16 protein-coding genes and 2 tRNA genes are annotated in these 19,819 nt (G+C 69.1%); 6 read left to right on the top strand and 12 right to left on the bottom strand.

Annotation, left to right across the window (positions count from 1 at the left end; genetic code table 11):
- Positions 1-121 precede the first annotated feature (121 nt).
- A complete protein-coding gene (locus ABZO29_RS28725) occupies positions 122-2,746 on the bottom strand; it encodes a valine--tRNA ligase (RefSeq protein ID WP_367323065.1) in 2,625 nt (874 codons plus the stop codon).
- Positions 2,747-2,882: 136 nt separating this feature from the next.
- Between ABZO29_RS28725 and ABZO29_RS28720 the strand changes: the two genes are divergently transcribed.
- On the top strand, positions 2,883-3,893 hold the full coding sequence (locus ABZO29_RS28720; RefSeq protein WP_367323064.1) for a hypothetical protein: 1,011 nt from the start codon (positions 2,883-2,885) through the stop codon (positions 3,891-3,893).
- A 66-nt stretch (positions 3,894-3,959) separates the two neighbouring features.
- Here ABZO29_RS28720 and clpX read toward each other — a convergent pair whose 3' ends face one another.
- From clpX to ABZO29_RS28695, 5 genes are all read right to left on the bottom strand, one after another.
- Complete coding sequence (gene clpX / locus ABZO29_RS28715) at positions 3,960-5,246, bottom strand: ATP-dependent Clp protease ATP-binding subunit ClpX (protein WP_367323063.1); 1,287 nt, start codon at positions 5,244-5,246, stop codon at positions 3,960-3,962.
- Between the two features lie 183 nt (positions 5,247-5,429).
- On the bottom strand, positions 5,430-6,110 hold the full coding sequence (locus tag ABZO29_RS28710) for an ATP-dependent Clp protease proteolytic subunit (protein ID WP_367323062.1): 681 nt from the start codon (positions 6,108-6,110) through the stop codon (positions 5,430-5,432).
- A 70-nt stretch (positions 6,111-6,180) separates the two neighbouring features.
- The gene (locus ABZO29_RS28705) at positions 6,181-6,789 is read right to left on the bottom strand and encodes an ATP-dependent Clp protease proteolytic subunit (protein WP_055570713.1); all 609 of its coding nucleotides are present in this window, start codon (positions 6,787-6,789) and stop codon (positions 6,181-6,183) included.
- Between the two features lie 370 nt (positions 6,790-7,159).
- Complete coding sequence (gene tig / locus ABZO29_RS28700; protein WP_367323061.1) at positions 7,160-8,551, bottom strand: trigger factor; 1,392 nt, start codon at positions 8,549-8,551, stop codon at positions 7,160-7,162.
- Between the two features lie 199 nt (positions 8,552-8,750).
- Positions 8,751-8,827, bottom strand: a tRNA-Pro gene (locus tag ABZO29_RS28695).
- Positions 8,828-9,003: 176 nt separating this feature from the next.
- On the opposite strand from ABZO29_RS28695, the gene ABZO29_RS28690 reads away from it, so the two are divergent.
- Both ABZO29_RS28690 and ABZO29_RS28685 read left to right on the top strand, forming a co-directional pair.
- A tRNA-Gly gene (locus ABZO29_RS28690) sits at positions 9,004-9,077 on the top strand.
- A gap of 148 nt (positions 9,078-9,225) precedes the next feature.
- The gene (locus ABZO29_RS28685; protein WP_367323060.1) at positions 9,226-9,612 is read left to right on the top strand and encodes a hypothetical protein; all 387 of its coding nucleotides are present in this window, start codon (positions 9,226-9,228) and stop codon (positions 9,610-9,612) included.
- Positions 9,613-9,705: 93 nt separating this feature from the next.
- On the opposite strand, the gene ABZO29_RS28680 is transcribed toward ABZO29_RS28685, so the two are convergent.
- The gene (locus ABZO29_RS28680) at positions 9,706-9,900 is read right to left on the bottom strand and encodes a hypothetical protein (protein WP_367323059.1); all 195 of its coding nucleotides are present in this window, start codon (positions 9,898-9,900) and stop codon (positions 9,706-9,708) included.
- 442 nt (positions 9,901-10,342) lie between these two features.
- Here ABZO29_RS28680 and ABZO29_RS28675 point away from each other — a divergent pair, with 442 nt between their 5' ends.
- The gene (locus tag ABZO29_RS28675; protein ID WP_367323058.1) at positions 10,343-11,509 is read left to right on the top strand and encodes an acyltransferase family protein; all 1,167 of its coding nucleotides are present in this window, start codon (positions 10,343-10,345) and stop codon (positions 11,507-11,509) included.
- Positions 11,510-11,565: 56 nt separating this feature from the next.
- Here ABZO29_RS28675 and ABZO29_RS28670 read toward each other — a convergent pair whose 3' ends face one another.
- Entirely contained in the window at positions 11,566-12,015 is a 450-nt protein-coding gene (locus ABZO29_RS28670; RefSeq protein WP_367323057.1) for an HD domain-containing protein, read from the bottom strand.
- Between the two features lie 33 nt (positions 12,016-12,048).
- Positions 12,049-13,230: a PP2C family protein-serine/threonine phosphatase gene (locus tag ABZO29_RS28665; RefSeq protein ID WP_367323056.1), complete on the bottom strand. Its 1,182-nt coding sequence runs from the start codon at positions 13,228-13,230 to the stop codon at positions 12,049-12,051.
- Positions 13,231-13,392: 162 nt separating this feature from the next.
- Between ABZO29_RS28665 and ABZO29_RS28660 the strand changes: the two genes are divergently transcribed.
- Positions 13,393-14,643 (top strand): GNAT family N-acetyltransferase, encoded by a 1,251-nt coding sequence (locus ABZO29_RS28660; RefSeq protein WP_367323055.1) that lies wholly within the window; start codon positions 13,393-13,395, stop codon positions 14,641-14,643.
- Between the two features lie 19 nt (positions 14,644-14,662).
- Here ABZO29_RS28660 and ABZO29_RS28655 read toward each other — a convergent pair whose 3' ends face one another.
- Together ABZO29_RS28655 and ABZO29_RS28650 are read right to left on the bottom strand one after the other, a co-directional pair.
- Positions 14,663-15,472 (bottom strand): Fpg/Nei family DNA glycosylase, encoded by an 810-nt coding sequence (locus ABZO29_RS28655; RefSeq protein WP_367323054.1) that lies wholly within the window; start codon positions 15,470-15,472, stop codon positions 14,663-14,665.
- Positions 15,473-15,558: 86 nt separating this feature from the next.
- Positions 15,559-16,044 (bottom strand): ribose-5-phosphate isomerase, encoded by a 486-nt coding sequence (locus ABZO29_RS28650; RefSeq protein WP_367323053.1) that lies wholly within the window; start codon positions 16,042-16,044, stop codon positions 15,559-15,561.
- A 206-nt stretch (positions 16,045-16,250) separates the two neighbouring features.
- Between ABZO29_RS28650 and ABZO29_RS28645 the strand changes: the two genes are divergently transcribed.
- Positions 16,251-17,723 (top strand): amino acid permease, encoded by a 1,473-nt coding sequence (locus tag ABZO29_RS28645; protein ID WP_367323052.1) that lies wholly within the window; start codon positions 16,251-16,253, stop codon positions 17,721-17,723.
- Here the strand turns inward: ABZO29_RS28645 and ABZO29_RS28640 are convergent.
- Positions 17,698-19,638 carry a protein kinase gene (locus tag ABZO29_RS28640; RefSeq protein WP_367323051.1) on the bottom strand — a complete coding sequence of 647 codons (1,941 nt, stop codon included), beginning with the start codon at positions 19,636-19,638 and terminating at the stop codon, positions 17,698-17,700. The two genes, ABZO29_RS28645 and ABZO29_RS28640, sit on opposite strands and share 26 nt — an antisense overlap.
- Between the last annotated feature and the right edge of the window lie 181 nt (positions 19,639-19,819).

Here is a 19,819-nt window from a genome sequence, read left to right as displayed (position 1 = left end):
GAGAGTGGGGGGAGGGTGGGCGCGGGCGGCACCCCGTAAGCGCCGGGTTGCGCGACCCACCCGCGGCAACCAAAGGCCCCGGAACGTCTCGGCTCCGGGGCCCTCGGCAACGTAAGGAAACCTACGCCTGCGGCAACCGCTCCAGCTGCGCAGCAATCCGGGCGATGTCCTCGTCCGCCTTCGCCAGCCGCGTCCGGATCTTCTCCACCACCTGATCCGGTGCCTTCGACAGGAACGCCTCGTTGCCGAGCTTGGCGTTGGCCTGGGCCTTCTCCTTCTCCGCGGCGGCGAGATCCTTCGCCAGACGCTTGCGCTCCGCCGCCACGTCGATCGTGCCGGACAGGTCCAGCGCCACCGTGGCACCGCCGACCGGCAGGGTCGCTGTCGCCGAGAAGGCCTCACCCTCCGGCTGGAGCCGCAGCAACTGGCGGATGGCGGCCTCGTGCGGGGCGAGCGCCGTCCCGCCCAGCTCCAGGCGCGCCGGAACCCGCTGCCCCGGCTGCAGCCCCTGGTCGGCACGGAAGCGGCGGACCTCCGTGATGACCGACTGAAGGGTCGAGATCTCCCGCTCCGCCTCCGCGTCCCGGAAGCCACTGTCCGTCGGCCACTCGGCGACGACGACCGACTCACCACCCGTCAGCGTCGTCCACAGCGTCTCCGTGACGAACGGGACCACCGGGTGCAGCAGCTTCAGCGTGACGTCGAGGACCTCGCCCAGGACCCGCTTGCTGACCTCCGCGGCCGCACCGCCCGCGGCGAACGTCGTCTTCGACAGCTCGACGTACCAGTCGAACACCTCGTCCCACGCGAAGTGGAACAGCGCGTCCGACAACTTCGCGAACTGGAAGTCCTCGTAGAACGCGTCGACTTCCGAGACGACGGAGTTGAGCCGCGACAGGATCCAGCGGTCGGTCGCGGACATCGCTGACGGCGCCGGCAGCGGCCCCTCCACCGTCGCACCGTTCATCAGCGCGAACCGCGTCGCGTTCCAGATCTTGTTGGCGAAGTTGCGGGAGCCCTGGACCCAGTCCTCGCCGATCGGGACGTCGACACCGGGGTTCGCCCCACGGGCCAGCGTGAACCTCAGCGCGTCCGACCCGTACTTGTCCATCCAGTCCAGCGGGTTGACCGCGTTGCCGAAGGACTTCGACATCTTCTTGCCGAACTGGTCGCGGACCATGCCGTGCAGGGCGATGGTGTGGAACGGCGGAGTGCCGTCCATCGCGTACAGGCCGAACATCATCATCCGGGCGACCCAGAAGAAGAGGATGTCGTAGCCGGTGACCAGGACGGAGTTCGGGTAGAACTTCGCGAGCGACTCGGTCTGTTCGGGCCAGCCCAGCGTGGAGAAGGGCCACAGGCCCGAGGAGAACCAGGTGTCGAGGACATCCGTGTCCTGCCGCCAGCCCTCGCCGCTCGGCGGCTCCTCGTCGGGACCGACGCAGACGACCTCACCCTCGGGGCCGTACCAGACCGGAATCCGGTGACCCCACCACAACTGCCGCGAAATGCACCAGTCGTGCAGGTTGTCGACCCAGTCGAAGTACCGCTTCTCCATCTCCTGCGGATGGATCTTGACGCGTCCGTCGCGGACGGCGTCTCCGGCCGCCTTCGCCAGCGGGCCGACCTTGACCCACCACTGCATGGACAGGCGCGGCTCGATGGTGGTCTTGCAGCGCGAGCAGTGGCCGACACTGTGGACGTACGGCCGCTTCTCGGCGACGATCCGGCCCTCGGCGCGCAGCGCGGCGACGATGGCGGAGCGGGCCTCGAGGCGGTCCAGGCCCTGGAAGGGGCCGTGGGCGGTGATGACGGCGTGCTCGTCCATGACGGTCAGGGACGGCAGGTTGTGGCGCTGGCCGATCTCGAAGTCGTTCGGGTCGTGGGCCGGGGTCACCTTGACGGCGCCCGTGCCGAACTCGGGGTCGACGTGCTCGTCGGCGACGACCGGAATGGAACGGTCGGTCAGCGGCAGCCTGATGAGCTTGCCGACCAGGTGCCTGTACCGCTCGTCCTCGGGGTGGACGGCGACGGCCGTGTCTCCGAGCATCGTCTCGGCGCGGGTCGTGGCGACGACGATGGTGTCGTCCCCCTCGCCGTACTTCATCGAGACGAGCTCGCCGTCGTCGTCCTGGTACTCCACCTCGATGTCCGAGATGGCGGTCAGACAGCGCGGACACCAGTTGATGATGCGCTCGGCGCGGTAGATCAGCTCGTCGTCGTAGAGCCGCTTGAAGATGGTCTGGACGGCCTGCGAGAGGCCCTCGTCCATGGTGAAGCGCTCGCGCGACCAGGCGACACCGTCTCCGAGGCGCCGCATCTGCCCGCTGATCTGCCCGCCGGACTCGGCCTTCCACTGCCAGACACGCTCGACGAACTCTTCCCGTCCGAGGTCGTGCCGGGACTTGCCCTCCTTGCCGAGCTCGCGCTCGACGACGTTCTGCGTGGCGATGCCGGCGTGGTCCATGCCGGGCTGCCACAGCGTCTCGTAGCCCTGCATGCGCTTGCGGCGCGTGAGGGCGTCGATGAGCGTGTGCTCGAAGGCGTGCCCGAGGTGCAGGCTGCCCGTGACGTTCGGCGGCGGGATGACGATCGTGTAGGCCGGCTTGTCGCTCTTCGCGTCGGCCTCGAAGTAACCCTGCTCTACCCAGCGCTCGTACAGCAGCCCCTCTACATCGGCCGGCGCGTACTGGGTCGGCAGTTCGGTGTGGGGCGCTGTTGGCTGCTGCTGAGCGTTCTCGGTCACCCGCTCAGTTTAGGGGTGTCGCAGCCGTGTCCCGAAACGCGTTTGTTCTGTAACGGTGCGCCCCCCGATGCGCTGCTCGCGCGCTGCCTGGGCCAGGATGTCAGGAACACATAAGCATCTGGAGGGGAACCCAGAAATGAGCTACAACCAGCCGGGCCCGTACGGCGGGCAGCCCCAGCAGCCCGGACCGTACGGCCAGCCGGGCCCCTACGGCCAGCCGCCGCAGGCCCCCCAGCCCGGCTATGGCTACCCTCAGCAGTCCCCGCCCGCCCAGCCCGGTTACGGCCACCCGCAGCAGGCCCCGCAGGGCGTCCCGCCGCAGACCCCTCCCTACGGTCAGCAGCCCGCGTACGGCCAGCAGCCCCCGTACGGTCAGCAGCCGCCCTACGGCCAGGCCCCGTACGGGGCGCCGCAGCCGCCGGCTTCCGGCGGCGGGAAGAAGGCGGGCATCGTCATCGGTGTCGTCGCCGCCGTGGCGGCGATCGGTGTGGGCGCGTACTTCGTGCTCGGAGCGAGCGGCGGCGCGGGCGGCCTCGAGGACGACGGTGCCCACAAGCTGAACACGCCGAGCACGGTGATCAGCGAGTACAAGCGGGTCGGCAAGGGCGGCGAGAGCAACGACTCCGACACCACGAAGTATCTGGATGCCAGCGGCGTCAAGGACGGCAAGGCCGTCATCGGCCAGTGGTCGACGGCCGACTTCGGTGACTACGACCCGCAGAACCCCGACCCCAAGGACCTGCCGCCCACGTCCGAGTTGCTGACGGCCAAGGGCATCACGATGCTGGGCGGTTACGGCAAGATCGCCGACCCCGAGGCCGCACTGGACAAGTACTTCGCCGCCATCCAGAAGGAGATCGAGGACAGCAACTCCGACTCCTCGAGCTCGTCGAACGGCACGTCGTCCGACACCGAGTTGCTCGGGCAGCCCGAGGAGGCGAACATCGACGGTGCGGTCATGAAGTGCCAGGCGGCCAAGAGCACCAACTCCCTCACCAAGAAGGAGTCGACGGACTGGTTCTGTGTGTGGTCCGACTACAGCACCATCGCCATGGTGTCCCCGGGTGACAACACCAAGGGCATCACCAAGGAGTCGGCGATCGACATCACCACGAAGCTGCGCGAGGAAGTCCGTGTGAAGGCCTGACGCACTCGCCGAGCACGAGGGGGCCCCGGTCGTCGACCGGGGCCCCCTCGTCGTGTGCGTGGGCGGTTACGCCGTCTTCTGCTCGCCCGGGCCGCGGCCGCGGGCATCCCGCGGGATCAGGGTCGGGTTCACGTTGGAGTGGACGACGTCCGCCGTGATGACGACCCGTGCCACGTCCTTGCGGGACGGGACCTCGTACATCACGGACATCAGGACCTCTTCCATGATGGCCCGCAGTCCGCGCGCGCCGGTCTGGCGCAGGATCGCCTGGTCGGCGATGGCTTCCAGGGCCTCGCGCTCGAAGTCCAGCTCCACGCCGTCGAGTTCGAAGAGGCGCTGGTACTGCTTGACGAGCGCGTTGCGGGGCTCGACGAGGATCTGCAGGAGCGCCTCGCGGTCCAGGTTGTGGACCGAGGTGATGACGGGCAGACGGCCGATGAACTCGGGGATCATGCCGAACTTCACCAGGTCCTCGGGCATGACGTCCTCGAACTGGTCCTTGGCCTCGAGTTCGCGCTTGGAGCGGATCGTCGCGCCGAAGCCGATGCCCTTCGCGCCGGCCCGCGCCTCGATGATCTTCTCCAGGCCCGCGAAGGCACCGCCCACGATGAACAGGACGTTCGTCGTGTCGATCTGGATGAACTCCTGGTGCGGGTGCTTGCGGCCGCCCTGGGGCGGGACCGAGGCGGTGGTGCCCTCGAGGATCTTCAGCAGCGCCTGCTGCACGCCCTCACCGCTCACGTCGCGCGTGATGGAGGGGTTCTCGCTCTTGCGCGCGACCTTGTCGATCTCGTCGATGTAGATGATCCCGGTCTCGGCCTTCTTGACGTCGTAGTCGGCCGCCTGGATCAGCTTGAGCAGGATGTTCTCGACGTCCTCGCCGACGTACCCCGCCTCCGTCAGCGCCGTCGCGTCGGCGATGGCGAACGGGACGTTGAGCATGCGCGCGAGGGTCTGTGCGAGGAGGGTCTTCCCGGAGCCCGTGGGGCCCAGCAGAAGGATGTTGGACTTGGCCAACTCGATGGCGTCGTCCCGCCCTTGGGCGCCGCCGTTCTCACCGGCCTGGACGCGCTTGTAGTGGTTGTACACCGCGACGGAGAGGGCCTTCTTGGCCGCCTCCTGGCCGACCACATAGCCCTCGAGGAACTCGTAGATCTCGCGGGGCTTCGGGAGTTCCTCCCAGCGGACCTCGCTGGTCTCCGCGAGCTCTTCCTCGATGATCTCGTTGCAGAGGTCGATGCACTCGTCGCAGATGTACACACCGGGCCCTGCGATGAGCTTCTTGACCTGCTTCTGGCTCTTGCCGCAGAACGAGCACTTGAGCAGATCGCCGCCGTCACCGATGCGTGCCACGGTGTGCTTCCCCTTCGCCTGGGAGACGCCTAGGTCCAGCGGCTCCTGGTGCTGCCTTATGTCCGACGGTACCTTGCCGGGCCCCCCGTTCGGGCCCCCCTTGGCACGGTTCACTTTGACGTGCACCTTGCGGTGCGCGCCGGCGAACCGGACCAAGGGCGGCAGAGACCACGTCCCTCCGCGTCAGCGGACGGACGCGTTGTTCATCTTCCGGGTCGAGATGATCTGGTCGATCAGGCCGTACGACAGCGCGTCCTCGGCCGTGAGGATCTTGTCGCGCTCGATGTCCTCGCGGATCTTCTCGATCGGCGTGGTGGAGTGCTTGGCCAGCATCTCCTCCAGCTGCGAGCGCATCCGCAGGATCTCGTTCGCGGCGATCTCCAGGTCGGAGACCTGGCCGCGGCCCGTCTCGCTGTACGGCTGGTGGATCAGCACGCGGGCGTTCGGCAGCGCCATGCGCTTGCCGGGCGTACCGGCGGCCAGCAGGATCGCGGCGGCGGAGGCCGCCTGTCCCATGCAGACCGTCTGGATGTCCGGCTTCACGAACTGCATCGTGTCGTAGATGGCCGTGAGCGCGGTGAAGGAGCCGCCCGGGCTGTTGATGTAGACCGAGATGTCCCGGTCGGGGTCCATCGACTCCAGGCACAGCAGCTGCGCCATGACGTCGTTGGCGGAGGCGTCGTCGATCTGCACGCCGAGGAAGATCACGCGCTCCTCGAAGAGCTTCGCGTACGGGTCGTACTCGCGGATGCCCTGCGAGGTGCGCTCGACGAAGCGGGGGATCACATAGCGGGACTCGGCGGCCGGACCCGTGTACTCGGCGCGTGTGCGGTCGTACAGGCCGCTGCCGGGGAAGTCGTTCACTGTCTCTCTCCTAGGGGCTGAGGCGGTCGGCTGAGGGCTGCTGGGGGGTCAGTCGGGCCCCTGGCGGGCCTCAGGCCGCCCCGGTGCCGCCGCCGCCCGGCATGCCGGCGGCCGTGGGGATCACGTCGTCGATGAGGCCGTACTCCTTGGCCTCGAAGGCGTCGAACCAGCGGTCGCGGTCCGAGTCGCGGGTGATCTGCTCGACCGACTGGCCGGTGTGCTGCGAGGTGAGCTCGGCCATGCGCTTCTTGGTGTGCAGCAGCCGCTCGGCGTGGATCTTGATGTCGGAGGCCGAGCCGGCGAGGCCGGCGGACGGCTGGTGGATCAGGATCTCGGCGTTCGGCAGCGCGAAGCGCTTGCCGGGGGTGCCCGCGCTGAGCAGGAACTGGCCCATGGAGGCCGCGAGGCCCATGGCGATGGTCACCACGTCGTTCTTGATGAACTGCATGGTGTCGTAGATCGCCATGCCGGCCGTGATCGAACCGCCGGGGCTGTTGATGTACAGGTAAATGTCCTTGTCCGGGTCCGCGGCAAGGAGCAGCAGCTGTGCGGTGATCTTGTTGGCGATGTCGTCGTCGACCGGCTGGCCGAGGAAGATGATCCGCTCGTTGAGCAGCCGGTTGTAGACCTGGTCGCCGAGGCCACCACCGATGGAAGGCTCGCCGGCGGCGGAGGGCATCAGATTCGTCACGTATCCACCTGCTCGTCTTACGACGGCGCCGGGCCGTCTCACGTATCCCTGCGGGGCTGGAGCCGTCGGGGACTCCACTCCCCCCGTATTCATGGACCCTAACGCGCGGGTCCCTTCGGGGAATCCCGCAGCGGGGGGTGTTCGCCGGGGGCGTAGCGGGTGCCTTCGGCGAGTGGGCCGCCTTCCACCCGCCGTGGTGGTGCCGCAAGTGGGCGGCTGCGGGTCGCGTGGGGGTTGCTCGCGCCCACGCGGCGGAGCCGCATGTCGCATACAGCCCCGCGCCCCTGGGGGAGGACGACGGGCCCTGGGATGCGATGTCCCCAGGGCCCGTCGTACGTACCTACAAACGCCGTGGGCGTCAGCCCTCGGTCGTCTCGTCGGTGGCGTCGGCCTCCGTCGCCTCGGCGGCGACCTCCGTGGCCGTCTCGACCTCGTCCTCGTCGTCCAGGTCGATGATCTCGCCGTTGGTGTCCTTCACCGTGGCGGACTCGACCACGACGGCCAGAGCCTTGCCGCGGGCGACCTCGCCGACGAGGAGGGGCACCTGGCCGCCCTCGACGACCGCCTGGGCGAACTGGTCGGGGGACATGCCGGAGGAGGCCGCGCGCCGCATGAGGTGCTCGGTGAGCTCCTCCTGGTTGACGTTGAGCTTCTCGCGCTTGACGAGCTCGTCCAGGACGAACTGGGTCTTGATGCCCTTGACCGCGGCCTCGCGGGTCTCGGTCTCGAACTCCTCGGCGGTCTTGCCCTGGATCTCCAGGTACTTGTCGAGGGTCAGGCCCATCTGGCCGAGCTGGTGGTGCTCGAGGTTGTGCTTACGGGTGTTGATCTCGTCCTCGAGCAGCTTCTCGGGGACCGGGACCTCGACCAGCTCGAGCAGCTTCTCCAGGACGCGCTCCTGGGCCTGCGTGGCCTGGTCGTACTGCTTCATGTTCTCGAGGCGCTTGCGGCTGTCGGCCTTCAGCTCCTCGAGGGTGTCGAACTCGGAGGCGAGCTGCGCGAACTCGTCGTCCAGCTCGGGGAGCTCGCGCGCGGCGACCTGGGTGACCTTGACGGTGACCTCGGCCTCCCGGCCGGCCGCGGAGCCGCCCTTGAGCTCGGAGGTGAAGGTGGCCTCGCCACCGGCCTCCAGGCCCTTCACGGCGTCGTCGATGCCGTCCAGCAGCTCGCCGGAGCCGATGGTGTAGGAGACGCCGTTCGCGACGCCGTCCTCGAGGACCTCGTCGTCGACCTTGGCCTCCAGGTCGACGGTGACCACGTCGCCGTCCTCGGCGGCGCGCTCCACCGGGGAGGTGGAGGCGAAGCGCTCGCGGAGCTGCTCCACCGACTTCTCGATGTCCTCGTCCGTCACCTCGACGGCGTCGACCTCGACCTCGATGGAGGAGAAGTCCTCCGGAAGCTCGAGGGCGGGGCGGACGTCGACCTCGGCGGTGAAGTTCAGCGTCTCGCCGTCCTTCAGCTCGGTGATGTCGACCTCGGGCTGGCCCAGCACGCTGAGCTCGGCCTCGTTGACCGCCTCCGTGTAGAACTTCGGGAGCGCGTCGTTGACGGCCTCCTCCAGCACGGCGCCGCGACCGAACCGCTGGTCGATGACCCGGGCGGGGATCTTGCCCTTGCGGAAGCCCTTCACCGTGACCTGCTGGTTGATCTTCTTGTACGCCGCGTCGAGGCTGTCCTTGAGCTCCTCGAAGGGCACCTCGACAGTGAGCCGAACCCGGGTCGGGTTCAGGGTCTCCACGGCGCTCTTCACGGTTCGGTCTCCTTGTGGCTGACTTCTTGGTTTCTGCCGGAGCCAGACTGGTCCGGCGGATTCGCCGCCCGGAGACTTCCAGAGGTCTTCCAGTGGATGAGACACACGGGCGCGCAGCTTGCATAGTAACCGCAGCCGCCGAACGCCCCAAAGGCGATCAAGCGAGGTGATCGCGCGGATGACCGGGATGGCCGGTCGGTGGTCGGGGTGGCGGGATTTGAACCCACGGCCTTCCGCTCCCAAAGCGGACGCGCTACCAAGCTGCGCCACACCCCGTCTGGTGCGACACGTAGGGTACATGCCCGCAGGCAGTGGAGCCGCCGCATTTGCAGAGCACCGGGCGATCGGCGGGGCGCGCTCCCCGGCGTACGGGAAGGGATGTGCGGCGAGGGCGGCCGACCCGCTACGATGCCTGCAGTGCCGCGGTTCATCTGACCTGCGGCGCGCCCTGTGCGGGCGTAGCTCAATGGTAGAGCCCTAGTCTTCCAAACTAGCTACGCGGGTTCGATTCCCGTCGCCCGCTCCATACGGTTCAGGGCCAGGTCAGAGGATCAATCCTCCGCCTGGCCCTGATCGTTTCCCGGGCCTCCGGCCAGTCCGCCGTGCGACCGGTTCCCGATGGCCGGCACATTCGGTGAACTACGGGCTCTTGCCCGGCAATTGGGACCGCCCGCATGATCGCTCCCAGGTACAGGCGAAGACGCGTCCTCGGTACCTACGCGGGAGCGGCCCTCGCCGCCGGCCTGCTCCCTGGCATCTCGCCCCTGCCCGGCACACCGTCGTGGGACTTCCTCCTGAGCGGTTCCGTGCTTCTGATCGTCGGCCAGCTGGTCTACTGCTGTCCGAGCGCCGTCAGGAGCTCCCCGTGGGTGCTCTTCGGCGCCATCGGCATCCTCCAGGACGCACTCGTCTGGCTGCTCGTCTCCTGGATCAGCTCTCGGCTGGACTACGGCATGCACGTCGACTCGTTCGTCACCGCGCTGCTGGGCGGTGCCGTCGTCCGCTGCCTGGTCCTCGCCCTCATGGCGATCGGACCCCAGCCGGATCCCCGGACCTCGTAGCAACCCGAAGGTGCGGAGCACCCGAGGGCGTGCCGCAGTGACACCGGAGAGTGGTGCGGCACTCACCGGCTGTGTGCGGCCGACCCTGCGGCGTCAGAAGCTGATCGAGTTGATCGTCTCGGCTATCGAGTTCATGAACCGGTTGATGGACGGCGCCATGCCGGTCGAGGCGAGGAAGAAACCGAAGAGCACCGCGACGATGGCGGGGCCCGCCTTGATCGTCCCTCCTCGCATCAGCACTACAAGGATGATCCCCAACAGCAGCACCACTGACAGCGAAATGGCCACAACTGATCACACCCTCGGTCGGTCCGCTCCCGGCCCGGGGGCGCCAACCCCGCGCACCCCCGCCAGAACCATCGTGCCACCAACCGGACCCCCTTATGCAGCGGGTGACCCGTCGTCGGCTCCGCCCGCCGCGGGGCCCCGCGCCCCGGGGCCCCAACACCGGCTTACCGCACAGCAATTCGAGAGTGCACCCGCACAGGGAATTCAGAGGCATCGTTTCCATGCCCACACAACGGGCTCGCAGGTAATTCGAATTGTTGCCACAAGCACATCGGAGACACGTCACCCTCGGGTCAAATGCACCATTTAGTATGGATGAATCGTGACATCCGGGGCACCTGCCGGGCTGTCCAGTTCGTAAATCGCGGGTACTCGAAGCCGATAACCAGGAATGACGTGGGCGGATTTACGAAATCCCACAGGCGACGCTAGGGTGCCTCAGATGTTCCACGTGCCGAGTCCGCGTTCGCCGCAGAAGCAGAACGAACAGAACATCCGCCCCTCCTCCGCCCCCAAGCAGCGTGACGCGTTCTTCGACAACGCCAAGTACCTGGCGATCGTGCTCGTGGCCATCGGCCACTCCTGGGAACCTCTGAAGGGCGACAGCCGGGTCCTGCAGGCCGCGTACATGATCGTGTACGCCTTCCACATGCCGGCGTTCATCCTCATCTCCGGCTTCTTCTCCCGGAGTTTCGACGCCTCTCCCGGCCGGCTGAAGCGGCTGATCACCGGTGTCGCGGTGCCCTATATCGTGTTCGAGACCGTCTACCCGCTCTTCAGACGCGTCGTCGACCACGCCAACGCCCCCGACCAGGAGATCAGCCTCCTCGACCCGTGGTACCTGACCTGGTTCCTGTGCGCGCTGTTCGTCTGGCGGATGACCACCCCGATCTGGAAGACGATCCGTCACCCGCTGCCGGTCGCGCTCGGTGTCGCCATGCTGGCGTCGGTCACCCCGAACATCGGTGACGACCTGGACCTGCAGCGCGTCCTGCAGTTCCTGCCGTTCTTCGTGCTGGGGCTGTGCATGAAGACCGAACACTTCCGGCTGGTGCGCCGCCGTTCGGTGCGGATCGCGGCCGTGCCCGTCTTCGCGTGCGCGCTGGCCTTCGCCTGGTGGGCCGTGCCGCGGATGAACGCCGCGTGGTTCTACCACCGTGACGCCGCGCAGGAGTTGGGCGCGCCGTGGTGGGCCGGGCCCGTCATGGTGCCGGCGCTGTTCGGCTGCTCGCTGCTGCTGACCGCCTGCTTCTTCTCGTGGGTCCCGGGCCGCGGGATGTGGTTCACGGCACTCGGCGCGGGCACGCTGTACGGCTACCTGCTGCACGGCTTCCTCATCAAGACCGGCGAGTACCGGGGCTGGTTCGACCATGCCTGGCTGCACCGGCCGCTCGGCGAGATCCTGGTGACCGTCCTCGCGGCCGCGGCCGTCACGTTGCTGTGCACCAGGCCGGTGCGGCGGGTGTTCGGGTTCGTGATGGAGCCCAGGATGAGCTGGGCCTTCAAGCCCGGCGCAGCCGAACTGGCCCGCGAGCGCGAGAAGAAGGAGGGGCGGGAGACGAGGGAGATGCGCGAGAAGCAGGAACTGCGCGAGAAGGTCGACGCTTAGCCCCGCGACTTCCCGCGACTTCCCGCGGCTCCCCCCTGGATCCACGCCCGGATCCGTTACGCCCTGAGGCCGAGGAGTGCGCGCATCCGTGCGTACTTCTCGGTCAGTCGTGTGCGGGTCGCCTCGTCGAGGACAGCGAGACGCGCGGGATCGGCGTTGTGCGCCAGGTCCGCCTCCTTCACGAGGAGCGCGCCGGGAGTGGCCAGGATGCGCCCGGCGTACGCCTCGGGTGTCTCCCCCGCCCGCTTGGTGACGGCGAGCACGATGTCCTTCGTACGACGGCTCAGCGGGGCCTGTGCCAGCCACTGTTCGGACAGTGCGACGTCCTCCACGGCGTCGTGCAGCCACGCCGCCGCGATCTGCTCGTCGTCACCGCCGCGGGCGCGCACGCCCTCCGCGACGGCCTGGAGGTGTTCGGCGTAGGGCCGGCCGGCCTTGTCGGTCTGGGCGGCGTGCGCGGCGCGGGCGATGGCCTCGACCTCGGACAGCGGGAGCGTGTTCGTCACCCGTCCAGTGTCCCCCGGCACGGCCACCGGTGCTCAGCGGAGCGTCGTCTGAGCCGTCGGACCCTCCCGGCAGATCAGCAGCAGCGCCCTGTCGTCGTTCACGTCCCTCGCCACCGCCTCGATCAGATGCCAGGCGGCCCCCTGGAAGCCCCCGGCCACATAGCGGTCGGCCTCGCCCGTGAGGCGGTCGATGCCTTCGACGATGTCGCGGTCGGACGTTTCCACCAGACCGTCCGTGAACAGCATCAACACGTCACCGGGGCGCAGTGAGCCCTTCACGGGGTCGAACTGGGCACCCTCGTACACACCCAGCAGCGGGCCCTCCGCGGCCTTCTCCTCCCAGCGGCCGCTGCCCGCGCTGAGCTGGAGACCCGGCGGGTGGCCGGCGGAGTAGAGCTCGTAGTCGCCGGAGTCGAGGTCGAGGACCAGGTGGATCGACGTGGCGAAGCCCTCGTCCCAGTCCTGGCGGAGCAGGTAGCCGTTCGCGGCCGGGAGGAAGGCGTGCGGGGGCAGGCTGCCCAGCAGGCCGCCGAACGCGCCCGACAGCAGCAGCGCCCGCGACCCCGCGTCCATGCCCTTGCCGGACACGTCCGTGAGGACGACCTCCATGGTGCGGCCGCCGTTCGTACGGGCCGCGACAACGAAGTCACCGGAGAAGGACTGGCCGCCGGCCGGCCGGAGCGCCATCTCCCGGTGCCAACCCAGCGGCAGCTTCGGCAGCTTGCTCTGCACGCGGATGCGCTCCCGCAGGTCGAACAGCATGGTGCCGCCGCGCCGCCAGGGCACACCGACCCGGCTGCGGAACTGGGCGATGAGGAGACCGAAGAAACCGCAGGCCGCAACGACCAGGACCACGCCGGGAGTCACCCGCGACGGCCCCTCCGTGTACGGGCCCAGCTGCACCGACTCCACGATCAGCGCCGTGGCCGCCGCCGCGTACAGGCCCAGCAGGCTGGCCGGGCGCAGCAGCAGGCCGCCCGCGACGATCGGGAGGACCAGCAGGGCCGGTGAGCACCACACCGAGTTGGCGAGCGTCGCGGCCGCGATCAGCGGGATGGTGAGCAGCAGACCGGCCAGCGCGATCCAGTCCGAGCCGTCACCGCGGAAGTAGTCCACGGCGCTTCTGCGCACGCCGGTGCGGACCCGGTGCACCAAGTGCTTCAACCGGGCCGTCAACGTTTCGGCTTCCGCGCGCCGCTCTCGTCCTGCTGCCATTAGTTCGGGACCCTATCCATCGGACCAGGTGCTTGGCACGGGAGGTCCCACTTGTCCCCCGTCCGAGACTCAAGTTCACAGTGAACTTCACAGAAAGCCGTTGCGTCGGGGCGAGCGAGAAATTCCCTCGCTCGTCCCGCAATGTCCTGGTAGGCATGGTCCATGGCGACCGACGCGACGGGCCGTGCGCCCGACCTGCGGATATTACGGCAGGACGAATGGGACGAGTGGTACGACAACCTGCTCCGCGCCTTCGGAGGGATCCCGGAGGCGGCCGAGGAGCGGGAGAAGTTCCGCTCGTTGACCGAGGTCGACCGCTCCATCGGCGCGTGGGACGGCGACGTGTGCGTGGGCACGGCGGGGGCGTTCGCCTTCCGGCTGACGGTGCCCGGTGGTTCCTCCGTGCCGGCCGCGGGCGTGACGATGGTCAGCGTCGCCGCGACGCACCGCCGGCGCGGGGTGCTGCGGTCCATGATGCGGCGGCAGTTGGAGGATGTGCGCGCGTGGGGCTGGCCGCTGGCGGTGCTCACGGCGTCCGAGCCGGACATCTACGGCCGTTTCGGATACGGCGTCGCCACGCATCAGCTCAACGTCGAGGTCGACACCAGCCGTGTACGGCTGTCGGTGCCGCCCGGCACGGACGGGATACGGCTGCGGTACGCGGCACCGGCCGACGTCCTCGAGGCGTGCGAGGCGGTGTACGCACGGCAGGTCCCGAAGCGTCCGGGCATGCTGGCACGGATGCCCGGCTGGGACCGGCTGTGGCTGCTGGATCCGGAGAGCGAGCGCGGCGGGGCCTCGCCGCTGCAGTGCGTGGTGGCCGAGCGGGGAGAGGAGGTCGTGGGGTACGCGCGCTTCCGCGTGAAACCCGACTGGGACGCGAGGGGCCCCAAGGGCACGGTCGAACTGCAGGACGCCCAGGCCCTCGACCCGGCCGCGCACGCGGCGCTGTTCCGCTTCCTGTTCGACATCGACCTGACGTCGACGCTCAGCGCGCGGGCGCGGCCGGTGGACGAGCCGTGGCTGCACATGGTGTCCGACATCCGCCGCTGCGGGCTGCGGCAGCGGGACGGGCTGTACGTACGGCTGGTGGACGTCGGGGCCGCGCTGGAGGCGCGGACCTATCAGGCGCCGGTGGACGTGGTGTTCGAGGTCGAGGACGACTTCTGCCCCTGGAACGCGGGGCGTTGGCGGCTGACGGGGGATGCGAAGGGCGCGGCCTGCGGGCGTACGACGGATGCGGCGGATGTGTCCCTGTCCGTGCGGGAGCTGGGGTCGGCGTACCTCGGCGGCGTGTCGCTCGTCTCGCTGGGCGCGGCCGGGCGGGTGCGGGAGCTTCGGCAGGGGGCGCTGGCGGAGGCTTCGGTGGGGTTCGGGTCGGTGGCGGCGCCCTGGCTGCCGCACGGGTTCTGAGCGCGGGTTTCCGCTGCTTTCAGGCCGGTTGGCAGGTCGGGCACCAGAAGAGGTTGCGGGCGGCGAGGCCGGCGGTGCGGATCTCGCCGCCGCAGATGTGGCAGGGCAGGGTGGCTCGGCGGTAGACGTACACCTCGCCGCCGTGGTCGTCCACGCGCGGCGGGCGGCCCATCGACTCCGGGGTGTGTTCCGGGCGGACGGTGTCGATGCGGTTGTTGCGGACGCCCTCGCGCATGAGCTCGACGAGGTCGGTCCAGATCGCGTCCCACTCGGTGGGGGTGATGTCCTTGCCGGCGCGGTACGGGTCGATGTTGTGCCGGAAGAGGACTTCGGCGCGGTAGACGTTGCCGACGCCGGCGATGATCTTCTGGTCCATCAGGAGGGCGGCGATCGTCGTACGACTGTGGGAGACGCGGGCGTAGGCGGTGGCGGGGTCGGCGTCCTCGCGGAGGGGGTCGGGGCCGAGGCGGGCGTGTATGGCGTGCTTCTCGGTGTGCGTGATCAGGGCGCAGGTGGTGGGGCCGCGGAGATCGACGTACGAGGTGCTGTTCGCGAGGCGGAGGCGAACGGTGTCGGTGGGCGGAGGGGCGGGGGCCGGACCGAAGTCGACCTTGCCGAAGAGGCCGAGGTGGATGTGGATCCAGTCGGCGTCGCGGAAGCCGAGGAAGAGGTGCTTGCCGTGGGCCTCGGTGCGGGTGAGCTCCGCTCCGGTCAGCAGTCCGGCGGCGTCGGAGAACTTGCCCTGGGGGCTGGTGACCTGTGCGGGCGCGCCGGAGAAACGGTTGGCGTAGTCGAGCGCCAACCGGTGGATCGTGTGCCCTTCCGGCACGGTGCCCTCCCCTTTCCTCGTCCACCCACCCCGCCCGGGCCGGACAGGAGCCGACCGAAATCAGCCCGTCCGGCCCAGGGCGCAGGTCACTGCTGAGGGTGGTGCGGCGGGATCGGGGGGAGGTCTCCCGTCGTTTCGTACGCCGTCAGCATGTCGATGCGGCGGATGTGGCGTTCGTCGCCGGAGAACGGTGTGTTGAGGAACGTCTCGACGAACTTCGTCGCCTCGTCCTGCGTGTGCATGCGCCCGCCCACCGCGAGGACGTTCGCGTTGTTGTGCTGGCGGCCGAGCGACGCGGTCTCCTCGCTCCAGGCGAGGGCCGCCCGTACGCCCTTCACCTTGTTCGCGGCGATCTGCTCACCGTTGCCGGAGCCGCCGATCACGATGCCGAGGGAGTCGGGGTCCGCGGCCGTCCGCTCCGCGGCGCGGAGGCAGAAGGGCGGGTAGTCGTCCTGGGCGTCGTAGATGTGGGGGCCGCAGTCGACGGGGTCGTGGCCCGCCTCCTTCAGCCGTTCGACGAGGTGGTTCTTGAGTTCGTAGCCCGCATGGTCGGAGCCGAGATACACGCGCATGGGACGAGTGTGACATGCGTGTCGCCGGGTAGCAGCGCCGGGTGGTCGGGGGGAGGGATTCAGAGAAATCCATGGAACCTCAGGGAAAGCTCAAATAACGATCCGGAATCAAAGGTTCACGAATCCGTTCACCTCCGTTTCACTGGTCCGGCTCGTACACCGCTCGTACGGGACACAGCTCACCCGGCGCAAAGGAAATCCATCCCATGACCTCGCAGCCGACCGTCACCAAGGCCGGAAGCGGCCACGGAAGCCCCGGCACCGGAACCGGTGAACCCGGTTCAGGACTTCAGGCAGGGCTCAAGAACCGCCATCTTTCGATGATCGCCATCGGTGGTGTCATCGGGGCCGGCCTGTTCGTCGGTTCCAGTTCCGGCATCGCCACCGCCGGGCCCGGCATCCTCCTCTCCTACGCCCTCGTCGGCACCCTCGTGGTGCTGGTGATGCGCATGCTCGGCGAGATGTCCGCCGCCAACCCGACGTCCGGATCCTTCTCCGCGCACGCCGACCGCGCCCTCGGCCGCTGGGCCGGCTTCTCCATCGGCTGGCTCTACTGGTTCTTCTGGGTGGTCGTGCTCGCCGTCGAGGCCACCGCCGGTGCCAAGATCCTCGAATCCTGGATCCCCGCCGTCCCCCAGTGGGGGTGGGCCCTCATCGTGATGGTCGTGCTCACCGCGACCAACCTCGTCTCCGTCGGCTCGTACGGCGAGTTCGAGTTCTGGTTCGCCGGAATCAAGGTCGTCGCGATCGCCGCGTTCATCGTCGTCGGCGGGCTGGCCGTCTTCGGAGTGCTTCCGGGCGTCGACAGCGACAAGGCCGGGCTCGGCAATCTGACGGACCACGGCGGCTTCCTGCCCAACGGGCCCGGCGCCATCCTCACCGGTGTACTGCTCGTCGTCTTCTCCTTCATGGGGAGTGAGATCGCGACCCTGGCGGCCGGTGAGTCGGAGGATCCGCAGCGGGCCGTCACCAAGTCCACCAACAGCATCATCTGGCGTATCGCCGTCTTCTACCTCGGGTCGATCTTCGTGGTCGTGTCCCTGCTGCCGTGGAACGACGCCTCCATCGCCGACGAGGGCTCCTACGTCGCCGCCCTCGACTCCCTCGGCATCGCGCACGCCGGCCAGATCATGAACTTCATCGTGCTGACGTCCGTGCTGTCCTGCCTCAACTCCGGCCTCTACACCGCCTCCCGCATGGCCTTCTCGCTCGGCGAGCGGGGCGACGCGCCCAAGGCGTTCGCCCGGACCACCAGCCGGGGTGTGCCCATGGCGGCGATCATCGCCTCCGTCGTCTTCGGCTTCGTCGCCGTCTTCTTCAACTACAGGTTCCCGGACTCGGTCTTCCTCTTCCTGGTCAACTCCAGTGGTGCCGTGGCCCTGTTCGTCTGGCTCGTGATCTGCTTCTCGCAGCTGCGCATGCGGAGGATCATCCAGGCCGAGGCGCCGGAGAAGCTGGTCGTGAAGATGTGGCTGTATCCGTACCTGACCTGGGCGACGGCCGCACTCATCGTCTTCGTCCTCGGCTACATGCTGACCGACACCGAGCACGACGGGCGCGAGACCGTGCTGCTGTCGCTGCTCGTCGCGGCGGTCGTGCTCGCCGTCGCCTTCGTCAAGGAGAAGGTCCTCGGCAAGGCGGCCCTGGACCGGGTCACAGCAGAACGAAGCCGTCCTTGACCTTGTTGTAGGTCCTCAGGGCCTCGGCCTCCATGTCCGGCTGGTACCAGGTGTTGATCTGGTACGACTTGCCCTGCGCGTTGAAGCCCAGGAGCCGCGCGTGCCAGGAGACGCCGTCGAGGGTGAAGGTGTACTCCCAGACCACCGCGGGGTGGCCGCGGAACGTCGTCTCCGCCAGGCGGATCTTGCGATAGTCACGGCCCTGGTGGGCGTTCTGCTCCGAGGTCTGCCAGGTCTCCATCAGGTCGCCGCGGGCCAGCGACGACTTGGCCACGAGTTCCTGTTTGCCGTCGGGGGACGTGTAGTGGACCTCCGCGCCCGTCTTCACGTCCCGTCGCCAGCCCTCGGGCGTCGCCCACGCGTACCCGCCGGCCTCCTGGTGCGTGCCCGGCGGCAGGCTCTGCGGCCTGGAGGTGCCCTCGACGGTGGGCGAGGGGCTGTCACCGGGGCCGGAACTGACCGCGGACGGGCCGGCCGAGGTCCCGGCATGTTTGTCCCCGGGTGATCCGGAGGCCGTCGTCAGGACGACCGCCACGACCGCACCGGCGGTCAGCACTCCCGCGGCGGCGACCAGTCCGGTACGGCGCCGGCCGCGCCGCGGGGCCGACGGTACGGCGGGACCGGGGAGTTCACCCTGCGGCATGCCGACGGGCCCCTGGCCACCGCCCGGCCGCCTCTCCTCGGTCACCGCCTCCGCACGCGCCGCCGTGACGCGGCCGGTGAGGTGCGCTCCGGCTACGCCGGGCCGGCCGGCAGGAGTCTCGGACCTGACCTCGGAACGCACTTCGGACGCGGCTTCGGTGGAGGCGCTGGAGGCGGCTTCGGTGGAGGCGCTGGAGGCGGCTTCGGTGGAGGCGCTGGAGGCTGCCGAGGTCGCGGCACGGTCGGGAGAGGGCTCCGGTTCCGTTTCCTGTTCCGGTTTCCCTACCGGCGGCGTCTGCAGGAGGGCCGGGGTACGCGACTCCCTGGGAGCGACCCATGGCAGGGGAGGCGTCGGCATGTCGAGCGCCTGCACGGAGTCGGACACGTCACCGGACACGGCCCGGGCGTCCGGCTCCGGCCCCGGCCCCGGCTCACTCACATACTCGGCCTCGTCCTGCGGTCCCGCATCCCCCTCCGGCTCCGCCCCTCCCCCGCCCACCGCCACCGTTGGAGTCGGTTCCGGATACGCCACCGGATACAGCGCCGTCTCGACGTCCTCCAGGCCGGGGCGGACCGACGGTTCCTTCTCCAGCAGCGCGGCCAGGACCGCCCGCAACGCGCCCGCCGTCGCGGGGAGTTCCGGCTCCTCGTAGAGGACGGCGTGCAGCGTGGCCAGGGTGGTGTCGCGGGAGAACGGGGAGCGGCCGCCGAGGGCCGCGCAGAGGGTGGCACCCAGGGACCACACGTCGGACGGCGGTCCCTGCGGGCGGCCGGAGACGCGTTCGGGAGCCATGTAGTCCGGGGAGCCGACCAGCATGCCGACCATGGTGAGCGCCTTGGCGTCCTGGATGGCGGCGATGCCGAAGTCGGTGAGGACGACGCGACCGCGTGCGCCGGTCTCGACGATGACGTTGCCCGGTTTGATGTCCCGGTGCAGGACTCCTCCCGCGTGGACCTGCCGCAACGCCGCGACCAGGCCCAGTCCGATCCGTGCCGCCTCCGCCAGGCCCAGCGGTCCGTCCTCCGCCATGATCCGCTCGAGGGAGCGGCCCGCCACCAACTCCATGACGATCCACAGGCGTTCGCCCTCGTCCACGACGTCGTAGACCCGTACGACGTTGGGGTGGTCGATCCTGGCCGTGGCGCGGGCCTCGCGCAGGGTTCGTTCACGGCGGGTGCGGGTGTCCTCCGGATCGAGGCCGTCTATGCGCATTTCCTTGACGGCGACCGGCCGGTCGAGCATTTCGTCCGTGGCACGCCACACACGCCCCATTCCCCCCTGGCCAATGCTTTCGACCAGCCGGTAGCGCCCCGTCACCACAATCCCCGGAGCACCACCACTCCTCGGACTTCCCGTACTCCCCGGCAATCCGCTGCACCCCCTCAACGACGCCTCAGGTTCCCCGGACATCCTCGAGTGAAACACAATGGTCACACTTCATGCCGTACCAGCA

Origin of the sequence: Streptomyces sp. HUAS ZL42, from assembly GCF_040782645.1 — a bacterium.
GTDB lineage: Bacteria > Actinomycetota > Actinomycetes > Streptomycetales > Streptomycetaceae > Streptomyces.
This window is presented reverse-complemented; position numbering and strand designations above follow the sequence as displayed.

What these genes read in the sequence shown, in the direction of transcription:
- ABZO29_RS28660 (WP_367323055.1), top strand. Translation starts at nt 13,393, where the DNA reads ATGGCGACCGACGCGACGGGCCGTGCGCCCGACCTGCGGATATTACGG.
- ABZO29_RS28675 (WP_367323058.1), top strand. Translation starts at nt 10,343, where the DNA reads ATGTTCCACGTGCCGAGTCCGCGTTCGCCGCAGAAGCAGAACGAACAG.
- ABZO29_RS28705 (WP_055570713.1), bottom strand. Translation starts at nt 6,789, where the DNA reads ATGCCCTCCGCCGCCGGCGAGCCTTCCATCGGTGGTGGCCTCGGCGAC.
- ABZO29_RS28685 (WP_367323060.1), top strand. Translation starts at nt 9,226, where the DNA reads ATGATCGCTCCCAGGTACAGGCGAAGACGCGTCCTCGGTACCTACGCG.
- ABZO29_RS28665 (WP_367323056.1), bottom strand. Translation starts at nt 13,230, where the DNA reads ATGGCAGCAGGACGAGAGCGGCGCGCGGAAGCCGAAACGTTGACGGCC.
- ABZO29_RS28645 (WP_367323052.1), top strand. Translation starts at nt 16,251, where the DNA reads ATGACCTCGCAGCCGACCGTCACCAAGGCCGGAAGCGGCCACGGAAGC.
- ABZO29_RS28640 (WP_367323051.1), bottom strand. Translation starts at nt 19,638, where the DNA reads ATGGGGCGTGTGTGGCGTGCCACGGACGAAATGCTCGACCGGCCGGTC.
- ABZO29_RS28720 (WP_367323064.1), top strand. Translation starts at nt 2,883, where the DNA reads ATGAGCTACAACCAGCCGGGCCCGTACGGCGGGCAGCCCCAGCAGCCC.
- ABZO29_RS28650 (WP_367323053.1), bottom strand. Translation starts at nt 16,044, where the DNA reads ATGCGCGTGTATCTCGGCTCCGACCATGCGGGCTACGAACTCAAGAAC.